The sequence below is a fragment of the Nocardioides sp. YIM 152588 genome, from assembly GCF_040191335.1.
GTDB lineage: Bacteria > Actinomycetota > Actinomycetes > Propionibacteriales > Nocardioidaceae > Nocardioides.
The window spans coordinates 1-20,653 of record NZ_JBEGDJ010000038.1; the positions used below are offsets into that span (position 1 = coordinate 1).

Genomic DNA, 20,653 nt, shown 5'->3' on the forward strand with positions numbered 1-20,653 from the left:
GCAGCGGGTCGACGTTGCCCCCGGAGAGCAGCACGACCACCGGGCCGGTGAGGTCGTCGGCGGTGCCGTCGAGCGCCGATCACCCAGATCACCGTGCTGGCCGCGACGCCCGGGCGGAAGATGCAGAAGAACGCCGCGATCGTCGCGGTGACCCTGGTCGCGGTGGGCGCGGCCGTCGCCCTGTGGCTGCTCGCCCCGGGCTCGACCGCGGCCGCCGTCACGACCGTCACCGCCGTCGGCGGCGTCGTCGGCAGCGTCCTGTCCGGGGCGGCGGCGGTCAGCAAGCAGGTCGACGCCGGGGTGGACGGCGCCGCGTGGGCGCTAGGGACCCGCGTGCTGGGCGGCCCCGAGGCGCGCCTGCTGCGCGAGCACGACCTGGCGCTGGCCGCGCAGGGCCGGCAGGTCAGCGATGCCACCGCCGCGGCGTTCCAGGCGGACGCCGCGCTCCAGGAGGCCCAGGACCGCGCGAGCGTCGACCCGCTCGGCGTGCTGCTCGAGGACATCGACGCGGCCGGCGACTACCGCGACCACCTCACGCTGGTCAGCAAGGTCCAGGAGCACTTCACGCTGGTGAACCGGGCGGTGAGGGACCACACCGGCGATCCCCAGCACACGCCGGCGCAGCCGCTGGACCGGGTCGTGGTGCTCATCGACGACCTCGACCGGTGCCCGCCGAAGAAGGTCGCGCAGGTCCTGGAGACCGTGCACCTGCTCTTCGACTTCGAGATGTTCGCGGTCGTGCTCGCGGTCGACACGCGCTGGCTGGAGCAGTCGCTGCAGATCCGCTACCGCAAGCTGCTCGGGGGCGACGGCGCGACGGCCTCGCCGACCGACTACCTGGAGAAGATCGTCCAGATCCCGATCCAGCTGTTCGCCCTGGCGGAGACGGACGCGGCGCGCCTGGTCCGCGGCCTCACCGCGTCGGCGCCACCCACCGCGGGGACCGGCGAGACGACGGCCGCGCCCGACGGTGGGCGGGACGCGGCGCCGGACGGGGCGGACCGGATGCTGCTGCCGGTCGCGCCCCGGCCGGAGGCGACGACGGTCCGCGCCACCGCCCTGGAGGTGAGCGACCGGGAGGCCGCGGCGCTGAGCGCGGCGGCGTCGCTCGCCGGCAGCACCCCGCGCGCGGTGAAGCGGTTCGTCAACACCTACCGGCTGGTGAAGGCGACCGCCGACGCGCCCGAGGCGCTGGACCAGCCGCGCCACGGGGAGCTCGGCGACCACGACGCGATCGCCGTGCTGCTCGCGATGGGCGTCGGGCTCGGCACGCGGACTCCCGAGATCCATGCCGCGCTCCGCCTCGCACCGCCGGGCACCAGCCTCGAGCACGCCCTGGGGACCGTCGCCACCGGCGCGCCGCGGCTGGCGCGCTGGCTGGCCGACCACCCGACGTACGCCCGGGCGCCCGTCGACCTGTTCCGGCCGTGGCTGCGGCAGACCTCCCGCTACTCCTTCCACGCGCCGCCGTCGGGCTGACCCGTGGCGGGCGGGCCGCCGCCGCGGGCCGGCGTCAGCCGACGGCGCGGCGCACCAGGTCGGCGACGGCCTTCTCGACCTCATCGGTGACGGCGGTGACGGCGAAGGCCGTCGGCCACATCGGGCCGTCGTCGAGGCGGGCCGGCTCGTTGAACCCGAACGACGCGTACCGCTCCCCGAACTTCGCCGAGCCCTTGAAGAAGCAGACCACCTTGCCGTCCTCCGCGTAGGCCGGCATGCCGTACCAGGTCTTCGCGGCCAGCCCGGGGGCGACGTCGAGGACGATGGCGTGGATCCGCTCGGCGATGGCGCGGTCCGCGTCCGGCATGTCCGCGATCGCGTCGAGGCAGGCCTGCTCCTCCTTGACCCGCTTGTTGCCGCCCTTGGCGACCTTGAGCTCCTCGGCGCGGGCCTTCATCGCCGCCCGCTCCGACTCGCTGAACCCGGTGCTCGTCCCGGTGCTCGTCCCGGTGCTCGTCATCTCTGCCTCCCTGTCCGTGATGTCCGGTGCCGGCGATCCGCCGGCACCGCCGACGCTAGGTCGCGGCGGACGGGATCGCTTCTCCGTTCCTGACCGCCTTCGCCCGCGGCCACCGACCGCCGCGGGCTGCCATGATGGGAGCGCCCGACCGCACCTGCCCAGGAGTGCCATCGTGACCTTCATCGAGGCCGTCCAGGTCTGCCTCACCAAGTACATCGGGTTCGTCGGCCGCGCGCCGCGCTCGGAGTACTGGTGGTTCTTCGTCTTCAACCTGCTGGTCAGCCTCGGCGCCACGACGCTCGACGCGGCCGTCGGCGGCGACCTGATCGCGACCGTCGCGGCGCTGGCCCTGTTCCTGCCGAGCCTCGCCGTCGGCGTGCGGCGGCTGCACGACACCGGCCGCAGCGGGTGGTGGATGCTGATCGCCCTGGTGCCGGTCGTCGGCTGGATCGTGCTGGTGGTCTTCTTCTGCCTGCCGGGCGACCGGGCGAGCAACCGGTACGGCGCGCCGTTCGTGGCGTTCTGACGCCGCCGGTCCCTATCCCCCGCTGCCGGGCAGCGGGGGCAGCTGGCTCGGCGGCGGCTGGGTCGGCGACGGGCGGCTCGGAGACGGCGTCGACCGCACGGTCCGGGTCTGCGTCGGCGCGACGGTGGGCTTCCTGGTGGGGGCGGTCGTGGTCGGCGTCGTCGCGGTGGGGGTGCTGGGAGTGGCCGTGGTCGGCTCCTCCGTCGGCAGGGTCGGCTCGGTGGTCGGCTCGGTCGGCGGGGTCGTGATCGGCGGCGTGGTGGGCTCGGTGGTGGGCTCGGTGGTGGGCTCGGTGGTGGGCTCGGTGGTCGGTTCGGTCGGCTCCGTCTCGCAGACCGCGCCCCCGGACGAGCTCCCGCTGAACGGCTCGGTCGTCTCTCCGCCGGGGTAGCTCACCGTCACGGTCCAGTCGTAGCTCGCGCCCGGCGCCGAGTAGGTCTGGTGGAACCCCGACAGGTCGCCGTCGCTCGCGTAGTCGTCGACGACATCGTGCTGGGTGCCGCCGATGATGATGGTGATCGTCACCGGAACGGTGACCACGTTCATCTCGATCCACTCGGGCGCCGGGTCGTAGGTGATGTCGGCCCGGAACGTGCCGCAGGTCGCGTTGACGCTGATCGTCGGCGGCGCGGCGTACGCCGGCTGGGCGACCAGGAAGGCGGCGCCCCCGCCGATCATCGCGACGGCCGCGACCACGGCGGTCCCGATGACGGCGAGGGGCGGGCGCGGCGACGGGAGTGGCGACGGGCGTGGCGCCGGGCGTGGCGACATGGGGTGCCTCCGAGATCCGAGAGACCTCCGACAGTATCCGCAGGTCACAGCGTGCGCGACCCCCTGAGGAGGGCGACCGGCCGGACGCCGAGCGGCCCGGCGCCTCCGAGGAGGTGCCGGGCCGGTCGGGCCGATGGGGCCACCGTCAGTCGGTGACCACGGCCTTGAGCACGTCGACCTTGGCCGCCGACCGGGCCGGGCCCAGCGCGGCCAGGACCCCGGCGACCGCGGCGACCGCGACGTAGACGGCGATCTGGCCGAACGGGACCGAGATCGCCTCGATCCCCTCGTCCTTGAGCACCTGCGACATGGCGATCCCGATGCCGGTGCCGAGCACCGCCCCGGTGAGGGCGCCGATCAGCGAGATCACCGCGGACTCCCAGCGGACCATCGCCCGGACCTGTCCCCGGGTCATCCCGACCGCCCGGAGCAGCCCCAGCTCGCGGGTCCGCTCGAAGACCGACAGGGCGAGCGTGTTCACGATCCCCAGCAGGGCGATGATCACGGCCAGGCCGAGCATCACCGTCATGAAGGTGAGCAGCGTGTCGATGAAGCCGCTGGCCTCCTTCTCGAAGCCGTCCCGGTCGAGCACCTGGGCGTCGGGGTGGTCGGCCAGGGCCGCGTCCACGGCCGCCCGCACCGCGGCCGGGTCGGCCCCGGCGTCGAGGGTGACGAACGCGTTGGTGACCAGCTGCGGACCCGCCAGCGCCCGCTGCGCCGCGCGGCTGACCACGTAGTCGCTGCTGATCCAGCCCTTGCCGGCGTAGACCGCGGCGATCCGCAGCCGGTGCGCACCGCTCTGGGCGAACTCGGCGCTCACCCGGTCGCCGACCTTCCAGCCGTGCTCCTCGGCGGCGGACTCCGAGACCATCACGGCGTCCGTCCCCAGGTCGGAGAGCGAGCCCTCGCTGACCCCGAGGTTGAAGACCTCACCGGCGTTCGCCGGGTCGATCGAGGAGTAGCTGCCGCCCTCGCCGTCGAAGCGCGCCTCGCCCCAGCCGTCGGCCGAGACCTGGTCGACACCGTCGACCGCCTCCACCGCGGCGACCACGGACGGGCTGTAGCCCGGCGCCTGGGTGCTCGAGGTGACCACGTACAGGTCGGCGTCGACCCGGTCGGAGAGCACGTCGCCGAAGGAGGCCTTCAGCGAGGAGGCGAAGACGCCCATGCTGACCACCAGCGTCAGTCCGATCATCAGCGCGGCGGCGGTGGCAGAGGTACGGCGCGGGTTGCGCACCGCGTTCTGCCGGGCCAGGTCGCCGGGCAGACCGCGCAGCCGCAGGGGCGTCGCGATCAGGGCGGCCAGCGGGCGGACGGCGACCGGCAGGCCGATCACCACGCCGAGCATCGCGGCCGCGAGCCCGAGCCCGAACATCGACATCCCACCCTCGCCGAACAGCGCGTAGAGCAGTGCGGCCGTGCCACCGGCGAGGACGACGAGCCCGACCAGCGCGCGGGCCACGGAGGGCCGCTCGCTGCCCGGCGCCGAGTCGCGCAGCGCCTCGATCGGCAGCACCGTGGTCGCCCGGCGGGCGGGGACCAGGGCGGCCAGCACGGTGACGCCGGTGCCGACGGCCAGGGAGACCCAGACGTGGCCGGCCTCGATCTGCAGGGTGGTGAACGGCAGGGCCAGCCCGGTCGCGTCCATCAGCCACTTCAGCCCGCGGGCCAGCCCGACGCCGATCCCGAAGCCGATCGCCGAGGCGACCAGCCCGAGGCAGACGGCCTCGATCAGCAGGCTGCCGAGCACCTGGCGGCGCTTGGCACCGATGGCGCGCAGCAGGGCGATCTCCCGCGTCCGCTGGGCCACCGTCATCGTGAAGGTGTTCCAGATGATGAAGGAGCCGACGAAGAGCGCGATGCCGGCGAAGACGCCGAGGATGATGCCGACGATCCTGAAGTTCTCCTTGGTCGCCTCCGCGTTCTCCTCCGCGGCGGCCTTCCCGGTGATCGCCTCGGCGCCCTCGGGGATCACCCGGGAGAGCCGGTCGGCCAGCAGGGCCTGGTCGACGCCGTCGACCGCGCTGACCTCGATCCGGTCGAACCACCCGGGGCGACCGAGGACCCGCTGCGCGGTCGCTGTGTCGAAGTACGCCGCGGTGGTGCCGCCGAGGTCGGTGATGCCGTCGCCGTAGCCGACGGTCCCGACGACGGTGAACTCCCGCGTCGGTCCCTGGAACAGGACGTCGATCGTGGCGCCCAGCGGGATGTGGTGCTCCGTGGCGCTGGTGGCGTCGATGGCCACCTCGTGCCGGTTGGTCGGCGCGTGCCCGCTGAGCAGCTCCACGTCGCCGCGGAGCGCCTCCTCGGCGGCCATGCTGTAGCCGTTGGTCGGCGCGCCACCGGTGGTGGTGATCGCCCGGCCCTCGGTGTCGGTGAGCAGGGCGTAGCCCTGGACGGCGCCCTCGGCCGCGCGGACGCCGTCGACGCCGCGGACCGTGGCCAGGACCCGCTCCGGGATCGGGCCGCGGTTGGTGCCGACCCCGTCGGTCTGGGAGTAGGGGGCCTCGGTGCGGACCACCGCGTCGGTGCCGGCGCCGATCTTGCCGAACAGCAGGTCGAAGGCGGTCGCCGTGGTGTGGGTGAGGATCATCGTGCCGGCGAGCAGGGCGACGCCGAGCGCGATCGACGTCGTCGTGAGCAGGAAGCGCACGCGGTGCGCCACCATCCCCCTCAGGGTTGCGGTCAACATGTCAGGCTCCGAGGTTCTTCATGTGGTCGAGGACGTCCTCGGCCGTCGGGGAGTGGATCTCGCCGGCGATGCGGCCGTCGGCGAGGAAGACGACCCGGTCGGCGTACGCCGCCGCGTTCGGGTCGTGGGTCACCATCACGACCGTCTGGAACAGGTCGTCGACGGCGGAGCGCAGGAAGCGGAGCAGCTCGGTCCCGGAACGGGAGTCGAGCGCGCCGGTGGGCTCGTCCGCGAAGACGATCTCCGGACGCGAGGCCAGCGCGCGGGCCGCCGCGACCCGCTGCTGCTGGCCGCCGGAGAGCTGCGCGGGGCGGTGCCCCAGGCGCTCCCCGAGCCCGACGGTCTCGACGATCGAGGCCACCCACGCGCGGTCCGGCCGGCGGCCGGCGATGCGCAGGGGCAGCACGATGTTCTCGGCCGCGGTCATGGTCGGCAGCAGGTTGAACGACTGGAACACGAAGCCGATCCGGTCCCGCCGCAGCTTGGTCAGCCTGCCGTCGCGCAGCCGGGTGATCTCGGTGTCGCCGAGCCAGACCTCGCCGGAGGTGGGCCGGTCGAGGCCGGCGAGCACGTGCAGCAGGGTCGACTTGCCCGAGCCCGAGGGGCCCATGATCGCGGTGAACCGGCCGCGGTCGAGCTCCACGCTGACGTCGTCGAGGGCGACGACCGCGGCGTCGCCGGTGCCGTAGCGCTTGGTGGCGCCGACGACGCGGGCCGCGGGTGAGGCCTGGCCGGGGGCGCCGGTGCGGTGCGCGGGGTGCTGCGCTGCACCGGTGGTCGTGGTGCTGGTGAAGACGGACATCTCGGATCTCCCTCAGATCTCCTTGGTGGGATCGCCACCCGGTCGAGCGGCATGACACGAGCACACCGCGATCCGGCCCGGGCCTCGATCGGGCTGGGCGCACGCCGTACGGCGGCAGCCGCACGTCCGCGGGTGCTGCCGGGGTGGGGTGGGCCGCACCCCGGGGGTGGGGGCAGCCCCCTCCCCCACGGGTCCGGGAACGGCGAGACTGCTGCCATGACCTGGCGGCTGCGCGTGCGCCGGCCCACGCGCCTGGAGGTGCTCTGGACGAGCATCGTCTGGGGCGCCGTGACCGGGTTCGTGGTGCTGTCCTACCTCGTCGTCGTGGTCGGCGGCGGCGCCCTGCTCGGCGACTCCTCGTCGCCGCACCTGGGCCTGTCGGTGCTGGCCACGGCGATCGTGGCGCTCGGCTTCGACCCGGTGGCGGCCGGGGCCCGGCGGGCGGCCTCCCGCGTCGTCGCGGGCCGCCGCCCGTCGCCCTACGACGCGCTGCGCAGGTTCACCAGCGCCGTCACCGGCACCGGCACCGTCGAGGAGCTGCCCGCGCGCCTCGCCCGGCTCCTGGTCGAGGGCACCGGCGCCGCCTGGGCCCAGGTGTGGGTGGTGGTCGGCGGCGCGGCCGTGCCCGCCGCCGCCTGGCCCGCCGACGCACCGGTCCCGCCCGCGCTGCCCGATGCCGCGGCGGACCCGCCCGGGACCCACCGGCTGCCGGTGCTGCACGGCGGCGAGCGGCTGGGCGTGCTGGTGCTGCGCGAGCGCGACGGCGTCCGGCTGACGCCGATCGAGGAGCGCCTCTTCGCCGGTCTGGCCACCCAGTCCGCGCTGGTGCTGCGCGGCGCGCGGCTGCGGGCCGCGCTGGAGCAGCGACTCGCCGAGCTGTCCGCGCGGGAGGCCGAGCTGCGCCGCTCCCGCGAGCGGGTGGTCGACGCCCACGACGAGGCGCGCCGCCGCCTGGAGCGCGACATCCACGACGGCGCCCAGCAGCACCTGGTCGCCCTCGCGGTGAACCTCCGACTCGCGGCGACGCTGACCGAGACGTCCTGGGAGCGGGCCGCGGCGCTGCTGGACGCGCAGCGGGTGGCCGCGCGGGACGCCGTCGAGACGCTGCACCGCCTCTCCCGCGGCATCTACCCGCCGCTGCTGGCCGAGCACGGGGTCGCGGCGGCCCTGCGCGCCGCGGCGGGCGACGGGGTCGAGATCGTGGAGCGCGGCACGGTCCGGCAGCCGCGGGCGGTCGAGGCGGCGGCGTACTTCTGCTGCCTGGAGGCGGTCCAGAACGCCACCAAGCACGCCGGCGACGCGACCGTCCACGTGGTGCTGGACGGCACCGCGGACGGGCTGCGGCTGGCCGTCGAGGACGACGGCATCGGCTTCGACCCGGCCGCCGCGACCACGGGCGGTGGGCTGGCCGGCATCCGCGACCGGGTCGACTCCGCCGGCGGCACCCTCGAGGTGGTCTCGGCGCCCGGACGCGGCGCCCGGATCAGCGCGCTCCTCCCGAGCCGGGCGGGGGCCTGAGGTGCTGCCCCGCCTCGCCTGGTCCGTGGTCGGCCTCACCGTGGCCCTGGTGGTCGCCGACGTCGCCGTGTCGGTGCGTGCGGTGTCGCTGACCTCCGAGACCGCGATCGCCGTGCACGGCTTCCCGTTCGTGGACCTCGCCAGCCTCGGTTGCGCCCTGATGGGTGCCCTCGTCGTGTCGCGCTACCCGCGCCACGCGGTCGGCTGGCTGCTGAGCGCCGTCGGGCTGCTCACCGCCGTCTCGCTGCTCAGCGAGGCCTACGCCTACTGGGTGCTCGAGGCGGACGGCCCCGGCCCGGCCACCCTCGGCCGGGTCGCCTCCTGGGTCGCCCAGCTGGTCGGCGGGCAGATCGTGGTCGCGGTGCTGGCGTGGCTGTTCCTGCTCGCGCCCACCGGGCACCTGATCTCGCCGCGGTGGCGCTGGGCCGCCGTGGTGCCGACGCTCGGCGCGGCCCTGTGCCTGGTCGCGATCCTCACGGTCGACCCGACGACGTTCGACCTGGTGGACTCCGACGACCGGTTCGGCACCACCCGGCTCTACCTCCTCGGCGTCGGCTTCCTGCTGATCCTGGTCGGCATGGCCCTGGCCTGGGTGTCGGTGCTGGTCCGGATGCGGCGGGCCTCCGGGGAGGAGCGCCAGCAGCTGGGGCCGATCGCGCTCTCCGCCGGGCTGGCCGGGGCCGGCCTGGTCGTGCTGGTCACGGTCCAGGAGCTCAGCGGCGGCGAGCAGACCTGGGCCGCGGGCGTGCCCCTGTTCGTGTCGTTCCTGCTGATGCCCGTGCTCTTCGCGGTGGCCGTGCTGCGCTACCGGCTCTACGACCTCGACGTGATCATCGGCCAGACCGTGGTCGTCGCCGCGGGCACCGCGTTCGCCGCCGTCGGCTACACCACGCTCGTGGTGGTCGCCGGGCGCCTGCTGGAGGGCCCGCTGACGGAGGGCGGCCCCGGCTTCTGGCTGTCGCTGGCCGCGACCGCGGCGGTCGCCCTCGCCTTCCAGCCCCTGCGGCGCTCGGTGGTGCGGCTGGCCAACCGGGCGGCGTACGGCGCCCGGGCCCAGCCGTACGAGGCGCTGGCCGAGTTCGGCCGGAGGCTGGCGGAGGCGCCCGACCCGGACGAGCTGCTGCCCGCCGTCGCGGAGGCGGCCGGACGGGCGGTCTCGGCGCGGGGCTCCCTGGCGGCGCTCGAGGTGCCCGGCGGCGTACCGGCGACCGGCACCTGGGGCTGGTGGTCCGCGGAGCCCGACGGCGCCCGGCACTCCTTCCCGGTGCGCGCCGAGGGCCGGGAGCTGGGGCGGATCGAGGTGGCGCTGCGGCGGGGGCGCACGCTGCGGGAGGCCGACGCGCGGCTGCTGGAGGCGCTGGCCGACCAGACCGGGGTGGCGTTCCGCAACACCGCGCTCTCCGGAGCGCTCGCCGACCGGGTCACGGCGCTGGACCGCGCCACCCGGGAGCTGGCCGCCTCCCGGCTCCGCCTGATCGAGGCCGAGGACTCCGCGCGTCGGGCGCTGGAGGCGGCGATCGCCCGCGACGTCCTGCCGTTCCTCAGCTCGCTGCCGGAGTCGATCGCGACCGCCCGGCGCGCCGTCGCGGACGGCGCCGACCCCGGCCTCGAGGGCCTGGTCGAGGGCACCCACCGGGCGCTGGACGCGCTGCGGGCGCTGACCCGCGGCGTCTTCCCCGCCCAGCTCGGCCGGTCGGGGCTGCCCGCCGCCCTCCGCGCGCTGGCGGAGCGGCCCGGCGGCGCGGACGTCCGGGTCGCCGCGGACCTGGCGGGGCGGTACCCGGCGCGGGTGGAGGCCGCGGTCTACTTCTGCGCCGCCGAGGCGGTCGCCGCGGCCGCGGGACCGGTCGACCTCGAGGTCGCGGAGGTCGCCGGGGACCTGGTGCTGCGGATCGAGGGCACCGTGGACGGGCTGGACGCGCAGGCCGTGGGCGACCGGGCGGGCGCGGTCGGCGGCCGGGTGAGCGTCGCGCCGGGTTCGGTCCGGCTCGCGATCCCGGTCGTGGCCCCGGTCGAGGACCCCGGCTCAGCCGCCGTCGGCCTGCGCGGCGCGCCAGGCCTCGGCTAGTCGGTCGGGCCCGAACGCGCCTTTGGGGATGTAGGCGGAGGCACCGCAGCCGGCGGCGTCCACCTGGTCCTCGTCGTACGTCGACAGCAGCACCACCACCGGCGCCGCCCCCGCCGCGCCGGACAGGAGACGACGGGTCGCCTCGACGCCGTCGATGCCGGGCAGGTTGACGTCCATCAGCACCAGCTCCGGCCCCAGTGCGGCGGCCGCCGCGAGGGACTGCTCGCCCGAGACCGCCGAGCCGACCAGCTCGAACCCGGGCGTCGCGTCGACGACCGCGGCCATGGCGGCCCGGTAGGGCTCCTGGTCGTCGACGATCAGGACCCGCACCACCGCCCGCTCACCCACCGGCTCACCCACCGCGGGGACCGCCGGTCGCGTCGAGGTAGGCCAGCACCGCCATCACGCGCCGGTTCACGTCGGACTCGTTGGCCAGGCCGAGCTTCTGGAACACCGACCCGATGTGCTTCTCCACCGCCCGCTCGCTGAGGTAGAGCGCCTTCGCCGTCGCCGCGTTGCTCCGCCCGGTGGCCAGCTCGCGCAGGACGTCCAGCTCCCGCTCGGTGAGCCCGCGCAGCGCCGGACCGGTCGCGCTCTTGCGCGCGAGCAGCCCCTCGACCACCTGCGGGTCCAGCGCGGAGCCGCCGCGGGCCACCTCCTCCAGCGCCCGGACCAGCTCGTCGACCTCGCTGACCCGCTCCTTGAGCAGGTAGCCGAGGCCGGCGACGCCGTCGGAGAGCAGCTCGACGGCGTACTCGGCCTCGACGTACTGGGAGAGCACCACCACCCCCGTGTCGGGGAAATCCGCGCGGATCCGCTTCGCCGCGTCGATCCCCTCGGTGGTGAACGTCGGCGGCATGCGGATGTCGGTCAGGACGGCGTCGGTCCGGTGCAGCGCGACGGCCCGGTGCAGCGCGTCGGGGTCGGCGACGGCCTCGACCAGCTCCAGGCCCTCGGTCTCGGCGAGGAGGCCCGCGACCCCCTCACGGACCAGGTAGTTGTCGTCGGCGAAGACGACCCGCACCGCCATGGCCCCAATCTAGGGCGTGCGCCCGGGCGGGTCCTCAGACCCCGGGGACGATCCGCAGGTCGCGGACGGCGCCGTCGCCCAGCGCGGCCAGCGCCTCCTGGTAGGCCGGGCTGTCGTGGGCCGCCCGCGCGGCCTCGACCGACTCGAACTCGATGAGCACGCTTCGCATGTCCTGGCCGGCCTCGTAGACCTGCTCGGGGAAGCCGCGCGCGATGAAGGTGCCGCCCGCCCCGGTCAGCGCGGGTCCGGCGAGCTCGGCGTACGCGGCGAGCTTGGCGTCGTCGCGGACCTCCCGGTACAGCGAGATCCAGTAGGCGGTCATGGGCACTCCTCGGGCTCGGTCGTCGCGCGGTCCGCGCGAGGACGATTCTGCCGGTCCTCCGCCGTGGCCCGGCGACCCGTCCGGATCCGGGGTCAGTGGTGCGCGGCCGCCTCGGCCGCCCAGAGCGCGGCTCCGACGATGCCGGCCCGGTTGCGCAGCGTCGCCGGCACCATCTCGGTGCGGATGTCGATCAGCGGGAGGAACTCGGCGGACTTCTTGCTGATCCCGCCGCCGACCACGAACAGGTCGGGCGAGAAGAGCGCCTCCACCATCGAGTAGTACTCGGTCAGGCGCTCCGCCCACTCCTCGAAGGTCAGGTCCTCGTTCTCGCGGGCCGAGTTCGCGGCGTACTGCTCCGCGTCACCACCGTTCAGCTCGAGGTGGCCGAGCTCGGAGTTGGGCACCAGCGCGCCGTCGTACACCAGCGCAGAGCCGATGCCGGTGCCCAGCGTGGTCACGATGACGAGGCCGTCGCGCCCCTTCGCGGCGCCGTAGCGCACCTCGGCCAGGCCGGCTGCGTCGGCGTCGTTGACGATGTGCACCTCGTGCCCGGTCGCCTTCGTGAAGAGCGCATCAGCATCCTCGCCGATCCACGCCGGGTCGATGTTGGCGGCAGAGCCGACGACCCCGCGGTGAACGACGCCGGGGACGGTGATGCCGACGGGGCCGGTCCGGTTCGGGAAGTGGCCGAGCAGCTCGGCGACCACCTCGGCGACCGCGCCGGGGGTGGCCGGCTGCGGCGTCTTGATCTTCACCCGGTCGCCGTCGAAGTCGCCGTCCCCCAGGTCGACGAGTGCGCCCTTGATGCCCGATCCGCCGAAGTCGATGCCGAAGGGTCGTGTGTCCACGCGTGCTCTCCCGTCCTCGCCTGCGGTGCCAGTCTCACCGGATCGGCCGGGCGTTGCCAACCGCACGCGCCGGGGCACCGCGCCGGGGGTCAGCCGTAGCGCAGCGCCTCACCCGGGCGGAAGCGGACCGCCCGGTGCACCGGCAGGAACAGCACGAGCAGCGCCAGCACGGTGGTCCCGACGAGCGCGAGCACGACGTTGCCGGGCGGGAAGACGACCGGCAGGCGCACCTCGACCACCTCCCACACCAGCCGCAGCAGCAGCCGGGTGAGCAGGTAGCCCAGCGGGATCCCGACCAGCCAGCCGAGCAGCGCCAGCACCACACCCTCGGTGGTGAAGATCCGCCGGATGTCGCGGGCCCGGGCGCCGATGCTGCGCAGGATGCCGATCTCGCGGGTGCGCTCGAGCACGTTGGTGGTGATGGCGTTGGCCAGCCCGACCATGCTCATCGCGACGATGAGGAACCCGAGGACCGCGATGGTGGTGGTGAGGGTGCTGTTCGCGGCGATCTCGTCGCGCTCGGCGACGTAGCGGATCTCGCTGGTCACCTCGTAGCCCCGGGCGGCCAGGCGGTCCTCCACGAGCGCGGTGACCCGGTCGGCCGCCTCGTCCTCGCCGGAGTCGGTGCCGATCCAGTAGGTGCTCGCCGCCGACGGCCGGTGCAGCAGGTCGCGCGCGGTGCCGAGCGGCACGTAGAGCGCGGTGCCGTTCTCCTGCTGGTTCGTGGCGAGCCCGATGATCTCGAAGTCGGCCTCGCCGGCGGCCGTGGTCAGGGTGACCTCGTCGCCGACGTCGATGCCGGCGGTCTCGGCGAGGTTGCGCTCCAGCACGGCCACCCGAGCGGCGGACGCGTCCTCGGCGGCGTCGAACCACCGGCCCTCGGCGAGCCGGTAGCGGAACAGCGGGTCCGGCTCGACGCCCCACAGGTAGGCCTCGCGCCCGCCGAGCTCGACCGCGTTCTTCAGCACCGGCTGCGCCTCGGCCACGCCGGGCGTCGCCAGGATGGTCTCGCGCGCCCGCTCGTCGAACGGCGCCCCCGCGGTGGAGATCTGGACGTCCTCCAGGTGGGAGCCCCAGGAGGTGCGCGAGGCGTCGGCCGCCGACTCGGCGAGCGCCAGGACGGCGAGCAGGTTGCCGACCGCGAGGGCGACGATCGCGGCGGTGGCCGCGCTGCGCCGCTTGCGGCGCCCCACGTTGCGCAGCCCGATCTGGGCCACCCGCGGCAGGAAGGCGGTACGACGCAGCGCGCGGTCGACCGCGTCGTCCCCGCCGGTCGCGGAGCCCGTCGCCTCCAGCGCCTCGCGCAGGTCGACGTGGAGCGCCCGGCGGATCGCGGGCAGCGCGGCCAGCGGCGGCGCCGCGAGCCCGATCAGCAGGCTGGCCAGGAGGACCCACGGGGCGACGCCGAAGCCGACATCGATCGCCCAGAACGTCGTGCCGAAGTAGCCGGCCAGCGCGGACGACATCAGGATCCCCAGCAGCGTCCCGGCCACGGCCCCGATGGCGCCGAGCAGCAGGGTGGTCCGCACGTAGACCAGCGCCACCTGCCGGCGCCGCGCCCCGACGGCGCGCATGATGCCGATCTCGCGGGTCTGCTCGGCCACCAGCGTGCTCAGCGTGTTCGACACCAGGACCGCCGCGGAGATCAGCGCCAGCACCGTGATCACGCCCAGCAGCTGCGCGAACTGCTCGGTGTCCGACTTGCCCGGCCAGTCGCCGGGCGCCCGGATCGAGGGCAGGTTGGAGAACCCCTCGAACCCGTCGACCGTCGCCAGCGTGGACCGGACCTCCTCCACGGTGGCCCGGGCCGCGTCCGGGTCGGTGTCGTCGAGGCGCAGCGCCAGCTCGCCGTAGCCCGGCTCGCCGCTCAGCCCCGCGACGGTCACCGCGTCGGCGTAGAGCACGATGACGCTCTCGTCCTGCACCTGCTCGCCGCCCGGCAGGCTGCGCCCCCGGCCGGTGAGGGGCAGGTCCGCGCTCTCGCCCCCGGCGCCGAGCAGGGTGACCGTGTCGCCGGCCTCGCCGTCGTACACGCCCGTGTTGGCGTCCTGGACGTCGGCCATCAGCTCGCCGGGGCCGGGGAGGGCGCCGGACTCGACCCGCACGACGTCGACGCCCTGGTCGGCCAGGTCGCGGACCCCGATCAGGCGTGCGGGGGCGCGGCGCTCGCCGATCAGCACCCGGGCGTCGACGCTGGAGCGCGCCTCGACCGCCGCGACGTTCGGCAGGGCGGCGAGGGCCGCCAGGTCGGCCTCGGTCAGCTCGAGCGGGCGCATGGTCACGGTGACGTCGGCGAGCCGGCCGTCGCGGACCTCCTGCTGCATGGCGTCGTCGATGAGCGGCGGGATGGCGAAGAACGAGATGCTGGCGACCGCGATCGCCAGCGTCAGCACCGTGAAGAACGTGCGCGCCGGACGCCGCAGGAGGTCGGTGACGGAGAGGCGGCGCTCGCCGGACAGCACGGCGGATCAGTCCCGGACCACGCGGCCGTCGCGGATCTCGACCACCCGCGGCGCCCGCGCCGCCAGGTCGCGGTCGTGGGTGACGAAGAGGATCGTCTTGCCCTCCTCGTTGAGCCGCAGCAGCAGCCGGAACATCTCGTCCGCGGTGACGCTGTCGAGGTTGCCGGTCGGCTCGTCGCCGACGATCAGGCCCGGGTCGGCTGCCAGCGAGCGGGCGATGGCGACGCGCTGCTGCTCCCCGCCGGAGAGCTCGGCGGGCAGGTGGTCGGCCTTGTCCCCGAGGCCCACGACCTCCAGGTTGTGCCGCGCGTGCTCGAACCGCTCCTTCGTGGAGCCGCGGCGCAGGAAGTCCAGCGGGAGCGCGGCGTTCTCCAGCGCCGACAGCGTCGGCAGCAGCTGGAAGAACTGGAAGACGATGCCGACGTGCGCGCCGCGCCAGACGGCCAGCTGCTCCTCGCTCATCTCGTCGAGCCGGGCGCCGTCGAAGGCGACCGTGCCGGCGGTCGGGCGGTCGATGCCGGTGATCATGTTGAGCACCGTCGACTTGCCGCTGCCGGAGGGCCCGACCACGGCGACCATCTCCCCCGGCGCGATCGACAGGTCCACCCCGCGCAGCGCCCGGTACTCCAGCTTGCCGGTCTTGAACGTCTTCTCGACCCCGGCGAGCTCGATCAGCGGCGGTCTCGTCGTCGCCGCCGGCTCCTGGCTGGTCGTCGCTTCGGTCATCGGCTGCTCCCGCGCTCGGCTCCCTTGCAGGATCGTGCGCGGCGTGGCGGCCGGGCAGGGTCGTTCGGCCCGTGTCGGCGGGGTACCTCGCCTGGCGCCGCTACCGTTCGGCCATGGCCACGCGACAGGGAGACCCACGGACAGCCCAGCGCCGGGGCGGCGGCCGGTCCCCCGCCGCTCGACGGGCCACGCGCCGGGCGCTGGCTCTCGCGGCGGCGTTCTTCGCGGTGCTCGGCGTCCTGGTCGCCCTGGACGAGGTGCCGACCCTGCTGATGGCGGCGTACGGCGTGCTCAGCGTGGTCGCGTTCGCGCTGTACCGGTCCGACAAGTCCGCCGCCGAGCACGGCAGGTGGCGGACGCCGGAGTCGACGCTGCACACCGTCGCGCTGGTCGGCGGCTGGCCCGGCGCTCTCGTCGCCCGCCAGGTGCTGCGCCACAAGACGGTCAAGCAGCCCTTCCGCAGCGTCTTCTGGGGCACCGTGGTCGCCAACTGCGCCGCGCTCGCCGCGTACGTCGTGCTGCTCTGACGGCGTCGGCCGCGGGCAGCGCAGAGGGGCCCGGACCACATGGTCCGAGCCCCTCTGCTGGGCTGGTGGAGCTGCGGGGAATCGAACCCCGGTCCTCGAGCGTCGATCCAGGTCTTCTCCGGGTGCAGTCCGTGATGTCGTCTTCTCAGCCCCGGTGCTCGCACGAACACGTCGCCGACAGGCTCAGTCAGGTTTGAGTCCCGATCAACCGCCCTGACAGCAGCGGATCAGCAAGTCTCCTGGATGACGCCTGGGTCCGGGACGGAGACGGATGCCCGGTCAGACGCTTCGATCACCGCGTCAGGCGGCGAGAGCGAAGGAACTGCGCTTAGCGTTGGCAGTTATTGGTTTCCAGCGATCGTTTACGAGATGACGCTGGCTTCTCGACCCGCTTCCCCTGGAACTAACGTCCCAAGTCGAAACCGATCAGCCCCTCTTGAGTTGTGCGGTCATTCTACGGGGTACAACGCCGCGACCGCGCGCGGGATTCCCTCAGTCGCCCAGCAGCCGGCGGGCGTTGTGCCAGCACACGTCGCGCAGCCACTCCTCGCCGAGCCCGGTCGCGGCCAGCCAGTCCAGCTGCTGACGGTAGGCGAACGGCAGGGTCGGGAAGTCCGAGCCCCACACCACCCTGTCCTGCAGGTCGCGCAGCCGGGGCACCAGGTCGACCGGGTAGCCGTGGCCGTGCTCGACGGCGTCCTCGGTGAAGAAGTGGGTGAACGCCATGGAGGTGTCCAGGTGCACGCCGTCGTACCGCTCCGCGAGCGCCAGGAACTCCGCGCACTCGGGCGCGCCCATGTGCGCGACCACGAGCCGCAGCCGCGGGTGGCGGGCCAGCACGCGGGCGGTGGAGTCGGGACCCGTGTACGGCGTGCCGACCGGTCCCGAACCGGCGTGGACCATGATCGGCGTACCGGCCTCGGCCAGCGGCCCCCAGGCGGGCTCGAAGGCCGGGTCGTCGAGGTGGTAGCCGCCGACCTGGAGGTGGAGCTTGAAGATCTCCACGCCGTCCTCGATCAGCACCGGGACGTGGTCGGCGGCCTCGGGCTCCGGGTAGAACGTCGCCGAGCGCAGCGCCTCGGGGACGCCCGCGGCGAAGTCGCGCGACCAGTCGTTGAGGAAGCCCGCGACGCCCGGCTTGTGGGCGTAGGGCAGCGTCGAGAACCGGCGCACGCCGGCGTCGCGCAGGAACGCGACCCGCTCCTCGGCCGGGAGGCGGTAGCGGATCGGCCAGTCGCGGCCGATCAGCTCGCCGCCGCCGTCGAACTCGCGCCACACGGCCTTCTCGATCGGCGGCGGCAGGAAGTGGGCGTGCAGGTCGATCAGCCCGGGCAGTCCGAGTCCCTCCCAGAACGCGCGCACCTCGGCGGCATCCCGGGTCAGGTCAGTCACGCATGCCCTTGAGCCGGCGACCGAGCTCGGTCTGCTTCTCGCGGTCCGCCTCGCGGGAGGCGATCGCCTGCCGCTTGTCCCAGGTCTTCTTGCCCTTGCCCAGGCCGATCTCGACCTTGGCGCGGCCCTTCACGAAGTAGAGGCTGAGCGGCACCACCGTCATGCCCTTCTCACTCACCCGCCGCTCGATCTTGGCGATCTCGGCGCGGTGCAGCAGGAGTTTGCGCTTGCGACGGGCGGCGTGGTTGGTCCAGGTGCCCTGCGCGTACTCGGGGATGTGCACGGCGTGCAGCCACGCCTCGCCGTTCTCGATGTCCACGAAGCCGTCGACCAGGCTGGCCCGGCCCATCCGCAACGACTTCACCTCGGTGCCCTGGAGCACCAGACCGGCCTCGTAGGTGTCCTCGATCTGGTAGTCGTGGCGCGCCTTCTTGTTCGAGGCGACGACCTTGCGACCCTCGGCGATGTTCTTGTCGGGCTTCGCTCCCCCGGACTTCGCGGACATCCCGCCATTCTCCCAGGGACCGGCAACCGGATTGAAACCGACCGGCCGACCGGCCGGGTGCCGTCGTCGGCCGCGTCACATGGATTCTGGTCGCCTACCGGCGAGTAGGGCGACGAGAATCCATGTGACGCGACTCCGACCCCGACCTACAGGTAGCTCATCGGGTTGACCGGGTTGCCGTTCTTCAGCACCGTGAAGTGCAGGTGGCAGCCGGTGGACCAACCGGTGGTGCCGACGTAGCCGACCACCTGGCCGCGGGAGACGCGGGCGCCCACGCCGACGGCGTACCGGCTGAGGTGGTTGTAGACCAGGGTGATCACGGCGCCGTTGACCCGGCCGATCGCCAGGTAGAGGCGGTAGCCGTAGACCTCGTCGTAGTACTCGTTGACGACGGTGCCCGAGGCGCCCGCCCACAGCGAGGAGCCGCAGGGGGCGCCGAAGTCGGTGCCGTTGTGCAGCGCGTAGTAGCCGTAGATCGGGTGGGTCCGGTAGCCGTAGGGCGAGGTGACCGGCCCGGAGGCGGGCACGTGCAGCAGGCCGCCGGTGCTGCCGCTGTAGCTGCCGCTCTGCTTCCGGGAGGCCTCCAGGATCTGCTGCTTGATCCGCTGCTCGCGCTTCTCCAGCCGCTTCAGCGCCGCGCGGTCCTTCTCGCGGGCGCGTACGGCGGCGTGGCGGGCGTCGCGGGTGCGGGTGACCAGGACGGCGACCTTCTCGCGGCTGTCGCGGGCCTGCCCGACCAGGACGCGGACGCGGGACAGGTTCTGCTGGGCCGCGCGCTTGCTGGCGGCGACCTCGTTGCGGGCAGCGCGCACCTCGTCGCGGTGGTCCTCCAGGGCCTCCTCGGCCTCGACGAGGTCCTCCAGCACGTGCTGCTCGCGGCCGACCACGACACCGTTGCCGGTCTCGTTGATCATGATCTCCTCGACAGACCCGGAGTTCAGGTAGGAGCTGACCATCGCCAGCTCGGGGTTGCCGCCGGTGGCGATGCCGATCACCGTGTCGCGGGTGACGTCACGCTGGTCGGCGACGTCCTCGCGGGCGGCGCGCACCTGCTCGACGGCGGTCTCGAACCTGGCCTCGGCGCGCTCCAGGCGGGCGGCCAGCCGCTGCTTGAGCAGGCGGGCCTCGGCGAGGTCGCCGCGCACCCGGACGAGGTCGCTGCGGGCGGACTGGAGCTGCCCGCGCGCCGTGTCGAGGCGGCGCGAGATCCGCGTCACCCGGCGGCTGGACTCCTCCAGGTGGTCGTGGGCCTTGTGGATCTGGCCCTGGACCTGCTTCTGCTGCTTCTTCAGCGCGTGGGTGTCGTCGTCGGCCCGGGCCGCGGGGACCGCCACGCAGACGAGCGCGACGACCACGGCGAGGCACGCGGCGGCGTACCGGGCTGGGAGCGCACGGCTGGCAGGGCGCAGCCGTCGAGCGCTGGGGAAGGAGCGCACGAATCAGACCTTCGGTGTTCGGGGAAGAGAACGCCTGTGAAGGTATCCGGCGGCGGTCAGACCTTGATGTATTTCCTGGTCAGCAGGAGTGTCGGGATCAGCGTCAGCGCCGGGCCGAGCAGGGCGATGCCGGGCGGCAGCACGCCCCAGATCGCCTGGCCCCAGTCCGTCCAGTCGATCCACGGCAGGAAGGTGACGATCTCCGCCATCCCCTTCTCGATCGCGAAGTACTGGAACGCCGCCAGCGCGCCCGCAGCCAGGGCGACGCCGATCGCGGCGGTGACCAGCGCCTCGAGGAGGAACGGCAGGGCGATGTAGAGCGTCGAGGCGCCGACCAGGCGCATGATCGCGATCTCCCGGCGGCGCGCCATGGCGGCCAGGCGGATCGTGTTGGCGACCAGCAGCAGCGCCGCGAGCAGCAGGAAGCCGGAGCCGATCCAGGAGCCGTACTTGAGCGCGGTCATGATCCCGAAGATCTGGCCGAGCGCCTCGCGCTGGTCCTTGATCGAGGAGACGCCGTCGAGGCCCTGGACGGCGCTGATCACGCCGTCGGCCTCGTTCGGGTCGGCCAGGGTCACCCAGTACGCCGCGGGCCAGTTGTCGACGGTGACCACCGGGTTGGGGCCGGCGAAGACCTCCGGCGGGAGGATCTCCTGGGCCTTCTCATAGCCCTCCTCCTTGGTCTGGAAGTCGTAGGAGGCGACCTCGGGGCTCTCGTCGAACGCCGACTGGATCCGCTGCCGCTGGGCGTCGGTGACCTCACCGCCCGCGCAGTTGGGGCTGTCGGAGGGGTCGTCCTCGGTGCAGAGGTTGACCAGGATCTGCAGCTCGTTGCCGAGCGTCTCCGCAGTGAGGTCGGCCTGGCGCTGCAGCATGATGCCGCAGCCGGCGAGCGCCAGGGAGACGAAGAGCGTCAGGACCACGGCGACATGCATCGTCAGGTTGCGACGCAGGCCGGTCCGCAGCTCGGAGAAGGTGTAGCGCAACTGCATGGGAAGGAGGTTCTCCTGCTATCCGTGCCGGGCGGGGCGAGATCGGGTGCCGGGGCGGTGGTGGATCGGGGCCGGG

19 protein-coding genes and 1 other RNA gene are annotated in these 20,653 nt (G+C 73.9%); 5 read left to right on the plus strand and 15 right to left on the minus strand.

Annotated features, from left to right (window positions below; genetic code table 11):
- Positions 1-93 precede the first annotated feature (93 nt).
- Positions 94-1,479 (plus strand): P-loop NTPase fold protein, encoded by a 1,386-nt coding sequence (locus ABLM29_RS16170; protein ID WP_349715251.1) that lies wholly within the window; start codon positions 94-96, stop codon positions 1,477-1,479.
- A gap of 34 nt (positions 1,480-1,513) precedes the next feature.
- Here ABLM29_RS16170 and ABLM29_RS16175 read toward each other — a convergent pair whose 3' ends face one another.
- A complete protein-coding gene (locus ABLM29_RS16175) occupies positions 1,514-1,960 on the minus strand; it encodes an iron chaperone (protein ID WP_349715252.1) in 447 nt (148 codons plus the stop codon).
- A gap of 172 nt (positions 1,961-2,132) precedes the next feature.
- Between ABLM29_RS16175 and ABLM29_RS16180 the strand changes: the two genes are divergently transcribed.
- Positions 2,133-2,486 (plus strand): DUF805 domain-containing protein, encoded by a 354-nt coding sequence (locus ABLM29_RS16180; protein WP_349715253.1) that lies wholly within the window; start codon positions 2,133-2,135, stop codon positions 2,484-2,486.
- Positions 2,487-2,498: 12 nt separating this feature from the next.
- Here ABLM29_RS16180 and ABLM29_RS16185 read toward each other — a convergent pair whose 3' ends face one another.
- From ABLM29_RS16185 to ABLM29_RS16195, 3 genes are all read right to left on the minus strand, one after another.
- The gene (locus tag ABLM29_RS16185) at positions 2,499-3,257 is read right to left on the minus strand and encodes a hypothetical protein (protein ID WP_349715255.1); all 759 of its coding nucleotides are present in this window, start codon (positions 3,255-3,257) and stop codon (positions 2,499-2,501) included.
- Positions 3,258-3,402: 145 nt separating this feature from the next.
- Positions 3,403-5,949, minus strand: a complete 2,547-nt coding sequence (locus ABLM29_RS16190) for an ABC transporter permease (protein WP_349715257.1) — start codon at positions 5,947-5,949, stop codon at positions 3,403-3,405.
- Between the two features lies 1 nt (position 5,950).
- Positions 5,951-6,751: an ABC transporter ATP-binding protein gene (locus ABLM29_RS16195; protein WP_349715259.1), complete on the minus strand. Its 801-nt coding sequence runs from the start codon at positions 6,749-6,751 to the stop codon at positions 5,951-5,953.
- Positions 6,752-6,967: 216 nt separating this feature from the next.
- Between ABLM29_RS16195 and ABLM29_RS16200 the strand changes: the two genes are divergently transcribed.
- Both ABLM29_RS16200 and ABLM29_RS16205 read left to right on the plus strand, forming a co-directional pair.
- A complete protein-coding gene (locus ABLM29_RS16200) occupies positions 6,968-8,269 on the plus strand; it encodes a sensor histidine kinase (RefSeq protein ID WP_349715260.1) in 1,302 nt (433 codons plus the stop codon).
- 1 nt (position 8,270) lies between these two features.
- A complete protein-coding gene (locus ABLM29_RS16205) occupies positions 8,271-10,337 on the plus strand; it encodes a hypothetical protein (RefSeq protein ID WP_349715263.1) in 2,067 nt (688 codons plus the stop codon).
- Here ABLM29_RS16205 and ABLM29_RS16210 read toward each other — a convergent pair.
- The 6 genes from ABLM29_RS16210 to ABLM29_RS16235 form a co-directional block, all read right to left on the minus strand.
- Entirely contained in the window at positions 10,296-10,685 is a 390-nt protein-coding gene (locus tag ABLM29_RS16210) for a response regulator (protein WP_349715265.1), read from the minus strand. The genes ABLM29_RS16205 and ABLM29_RS16210 overlap by 42 nt on opposite strands.
- A gap of 4 nt (positions 10,686-10,689) precedes the next feature.
- Positions 10,690-11,367 carry a response regulator transcription factor gene (locus ABLM29_RS16215; protein WP_502889252.1) on the minus strand — a complete coding sequence of 226 codons (678 nt, stop codon included), beginning with the start codon at positions 11,365-11,367 and terminating at the stop codon, positions 10,690-10,692.
- Positions 11,368-11,401: 34 nt separating this feature from the next.
- The gene (locus tag ABLM29_RS16220) at positions 11,402-11,689 is read right to left on the minus strand and encodes a DUF1330 domain-containing protein (RefSeq protein WP_349715266.1); all 288 of its coding nucleotides are present in this window, start codon (positions 11,687-11,689) and stop codon (positions 11,402-11,404) included.
- A gap of 92 nt (positions 11,690-11,781) precedes the next feature.
- Positions 11,782-12,537, minus strand: a complete 756-nt coding sequence (gene ppgK / locus ABLM29_RS16225; RefSeq protein ID WP_349715268.1) for a polyphosphate--glucose phosphotransferase — start codon at positions 12,535-12,537, stop codon at positions 11,782-11,784.
- 89 nt (positions 12,538-12,626) lie between these two features.
- Positions 12,627-14,999 (minus strand): ABC transporter permease, encoded by a 2,373-nt coding sequence (locus ABLM29_RS16230; protein WP_349715270.1) that lies wholly within the window; start codon positions 14,997-14,999, stop codon positions 12,627-12,629.
- A gap of 6 nt (positions 15,000-15,005) precedes the next feature.
- Positions 15,006-15,725, minus strand: coding sequence for an ABC transporter ATP-binding protein (locus tag ABLM29_RS16235; protein WP_349715272.1), 720 nt, complete (start codon positions 15,723-15,725; stop codon positions 15,006-15,008).
- A 113-nt stretch (positions 15,726-15,838) separates the two neighbouring features.
- On the opposite strand from ABLM29_RS16235, the gene ABLM29_RS16240 reads away from it, so the two are divergent.
- Complete coding sequence (locus ABLM29_RS16240; protein ID WP_349715274.1) at positions 15,839-16,252, plus strand: DUF1294 domain-containing protein; 414 nt, start codon at positions 15,839-15,841, stop codon at positions 16,250-16,252.
- Positions 16,253-16,315: 63 nt separating this feature from the next.
- Here ABLM29_RS16240 and ssrA read toward each other — a convergent pair.
- The 5 genes from ssrA to ftsX all read right to left on the minus strand — a co-directional run bounded on the left by ssrA (position 16,316) and on the right by ftsX (position 20,577).
- Positions 16,316-16,686, minus strand: a transfer-messenger RNA (tmRNA) gene (ssrA, locus tag ABLM29_RS16245).
- 58 nt (positions 16,687-16,744) lie between these two features.
- Entirely contained in the window at positions 16,745-17,644 is a 900-nt protein-coding gene (locus tag ABLM29_RS16250) for an amidohydrolase family protein (RefSeq protein WP_349715276.1), read from the minus strand.
- Entirely contained in the window at positions 17,637-18,149 is a 513-nt protein-coding gene (gene smpB, locus ABLM29_RS16255) for an SsrA-binding protein SmpB (RefSeq protein ID WP_349715278.1), read from the minus strand. Before smpB ends, ABLM29_RS16250 begins: the two co-directional genes overlap by 8 nt.
- Positions 18,150-18,295: 146 nt before the next feature.
- The gene (locus tag ABLM29_RS16260; RefSeq protein WP_349715279.1) at positions 18,296-19,585 is read right to left on the minus strand and encodes a M23 family metallopeptidase; all 1,290 of its coding nucleotides are present in this window, start codon (positions 19,583-19,585) and stop codon (positions 18,296-18,298) included.
- 56 nt (positions 19,586-19,641) lie between these two features.
- Positions 19,642-20,577: a permease-like cell division protein FtsX gene (gene ftsX / locus ABLM29_RS16265; RefSeq protein ID WP_349715280.1), complete on the minus strand. Its 936-nt coding sequence runs from the start codon at positions 20,575-20,577 to the stop codon at positions 19,642-19,644.
- Positions 20,578-20,653 lie beyond the last annotated feature (76 nt).

Coding starts and splice junctions, on each gene's coding strand:
- smpB (WP_349715278.1), bottom strand. CDS start 18,149: ATGTCCGCGAAGTCCGGGGGAGCGAAGCCCGACAAGAACATCGCCGAG.
- ftsX (WP_349715280.1), bottom strand. CDS start 20,577: ATGCAGTTGCGCTACACCTTCTCCGAGCTGCGGACCGGCCTGCGTCGC.
- ABLM29_RS16185 (WP_349715255.1), bottom strand. CDS start 3,257: ATGTCGCCACGCCCGGCGCCACGCCCGTCGCCACTCCCGTCGCCGCGC.
- ABLM29_RS16175 (WP_349715252.1), bottom strand. CDS start 1,960: ATGACGAGCACCGGGACGAGCACCGGGACGAGCACCGGGTTCAGCGAG.
- ABLM29_RS16215 (WP_502889252.1), bottom strand. CDS start 11,367: ATGGCGGTGCGGGTCGTCTTCGCCGACGACAACTACCTGGTCCGTGAG.
- ABLM29_RS16240 (WP_349715274.1), top strand. CDS start 15,839: ATGGCCACGCGACAGGGAGACCCACGGACAGCCCAGCGCCGGGGCGGC.
- ABLM29_RS16195 (WP_349715259.1), bottom strand. CDS start 6,751: ATGTCCGTCTTCACCAGCACCACGACCACCGGTGCAGCGCAGCACCCC.
- ABLM29_RS16200 (WP_349715260.1), top strand. CDS start 6,968: ATGACCTGGCGGCTGCGCGTGCGCCGGCCCACGCGCCTGGAGGTGCTC.
- ABLM29_RS16190 (WP_349715257.1), bottom strand. CDS start 5,949: ATGTTGACCGCAACCCTGAGGGGGATGGTGGCGCACCGCGTGCGCTTC.
- ABLM29_RS16220 (WP_349715266.1), bottom strand. CDS start 11,689: ATGACCGCCTACTGGATCTCGCTGTACCGGGAGGTCCGCGACGACGCC.
- ABLM29_RS16235 (WP_349715272.1), bottom strand. CDS start 15,725: ATGACCGAAGCGACGACCAGCCAGGAGCCGGCGGCGACGACGAGACCG.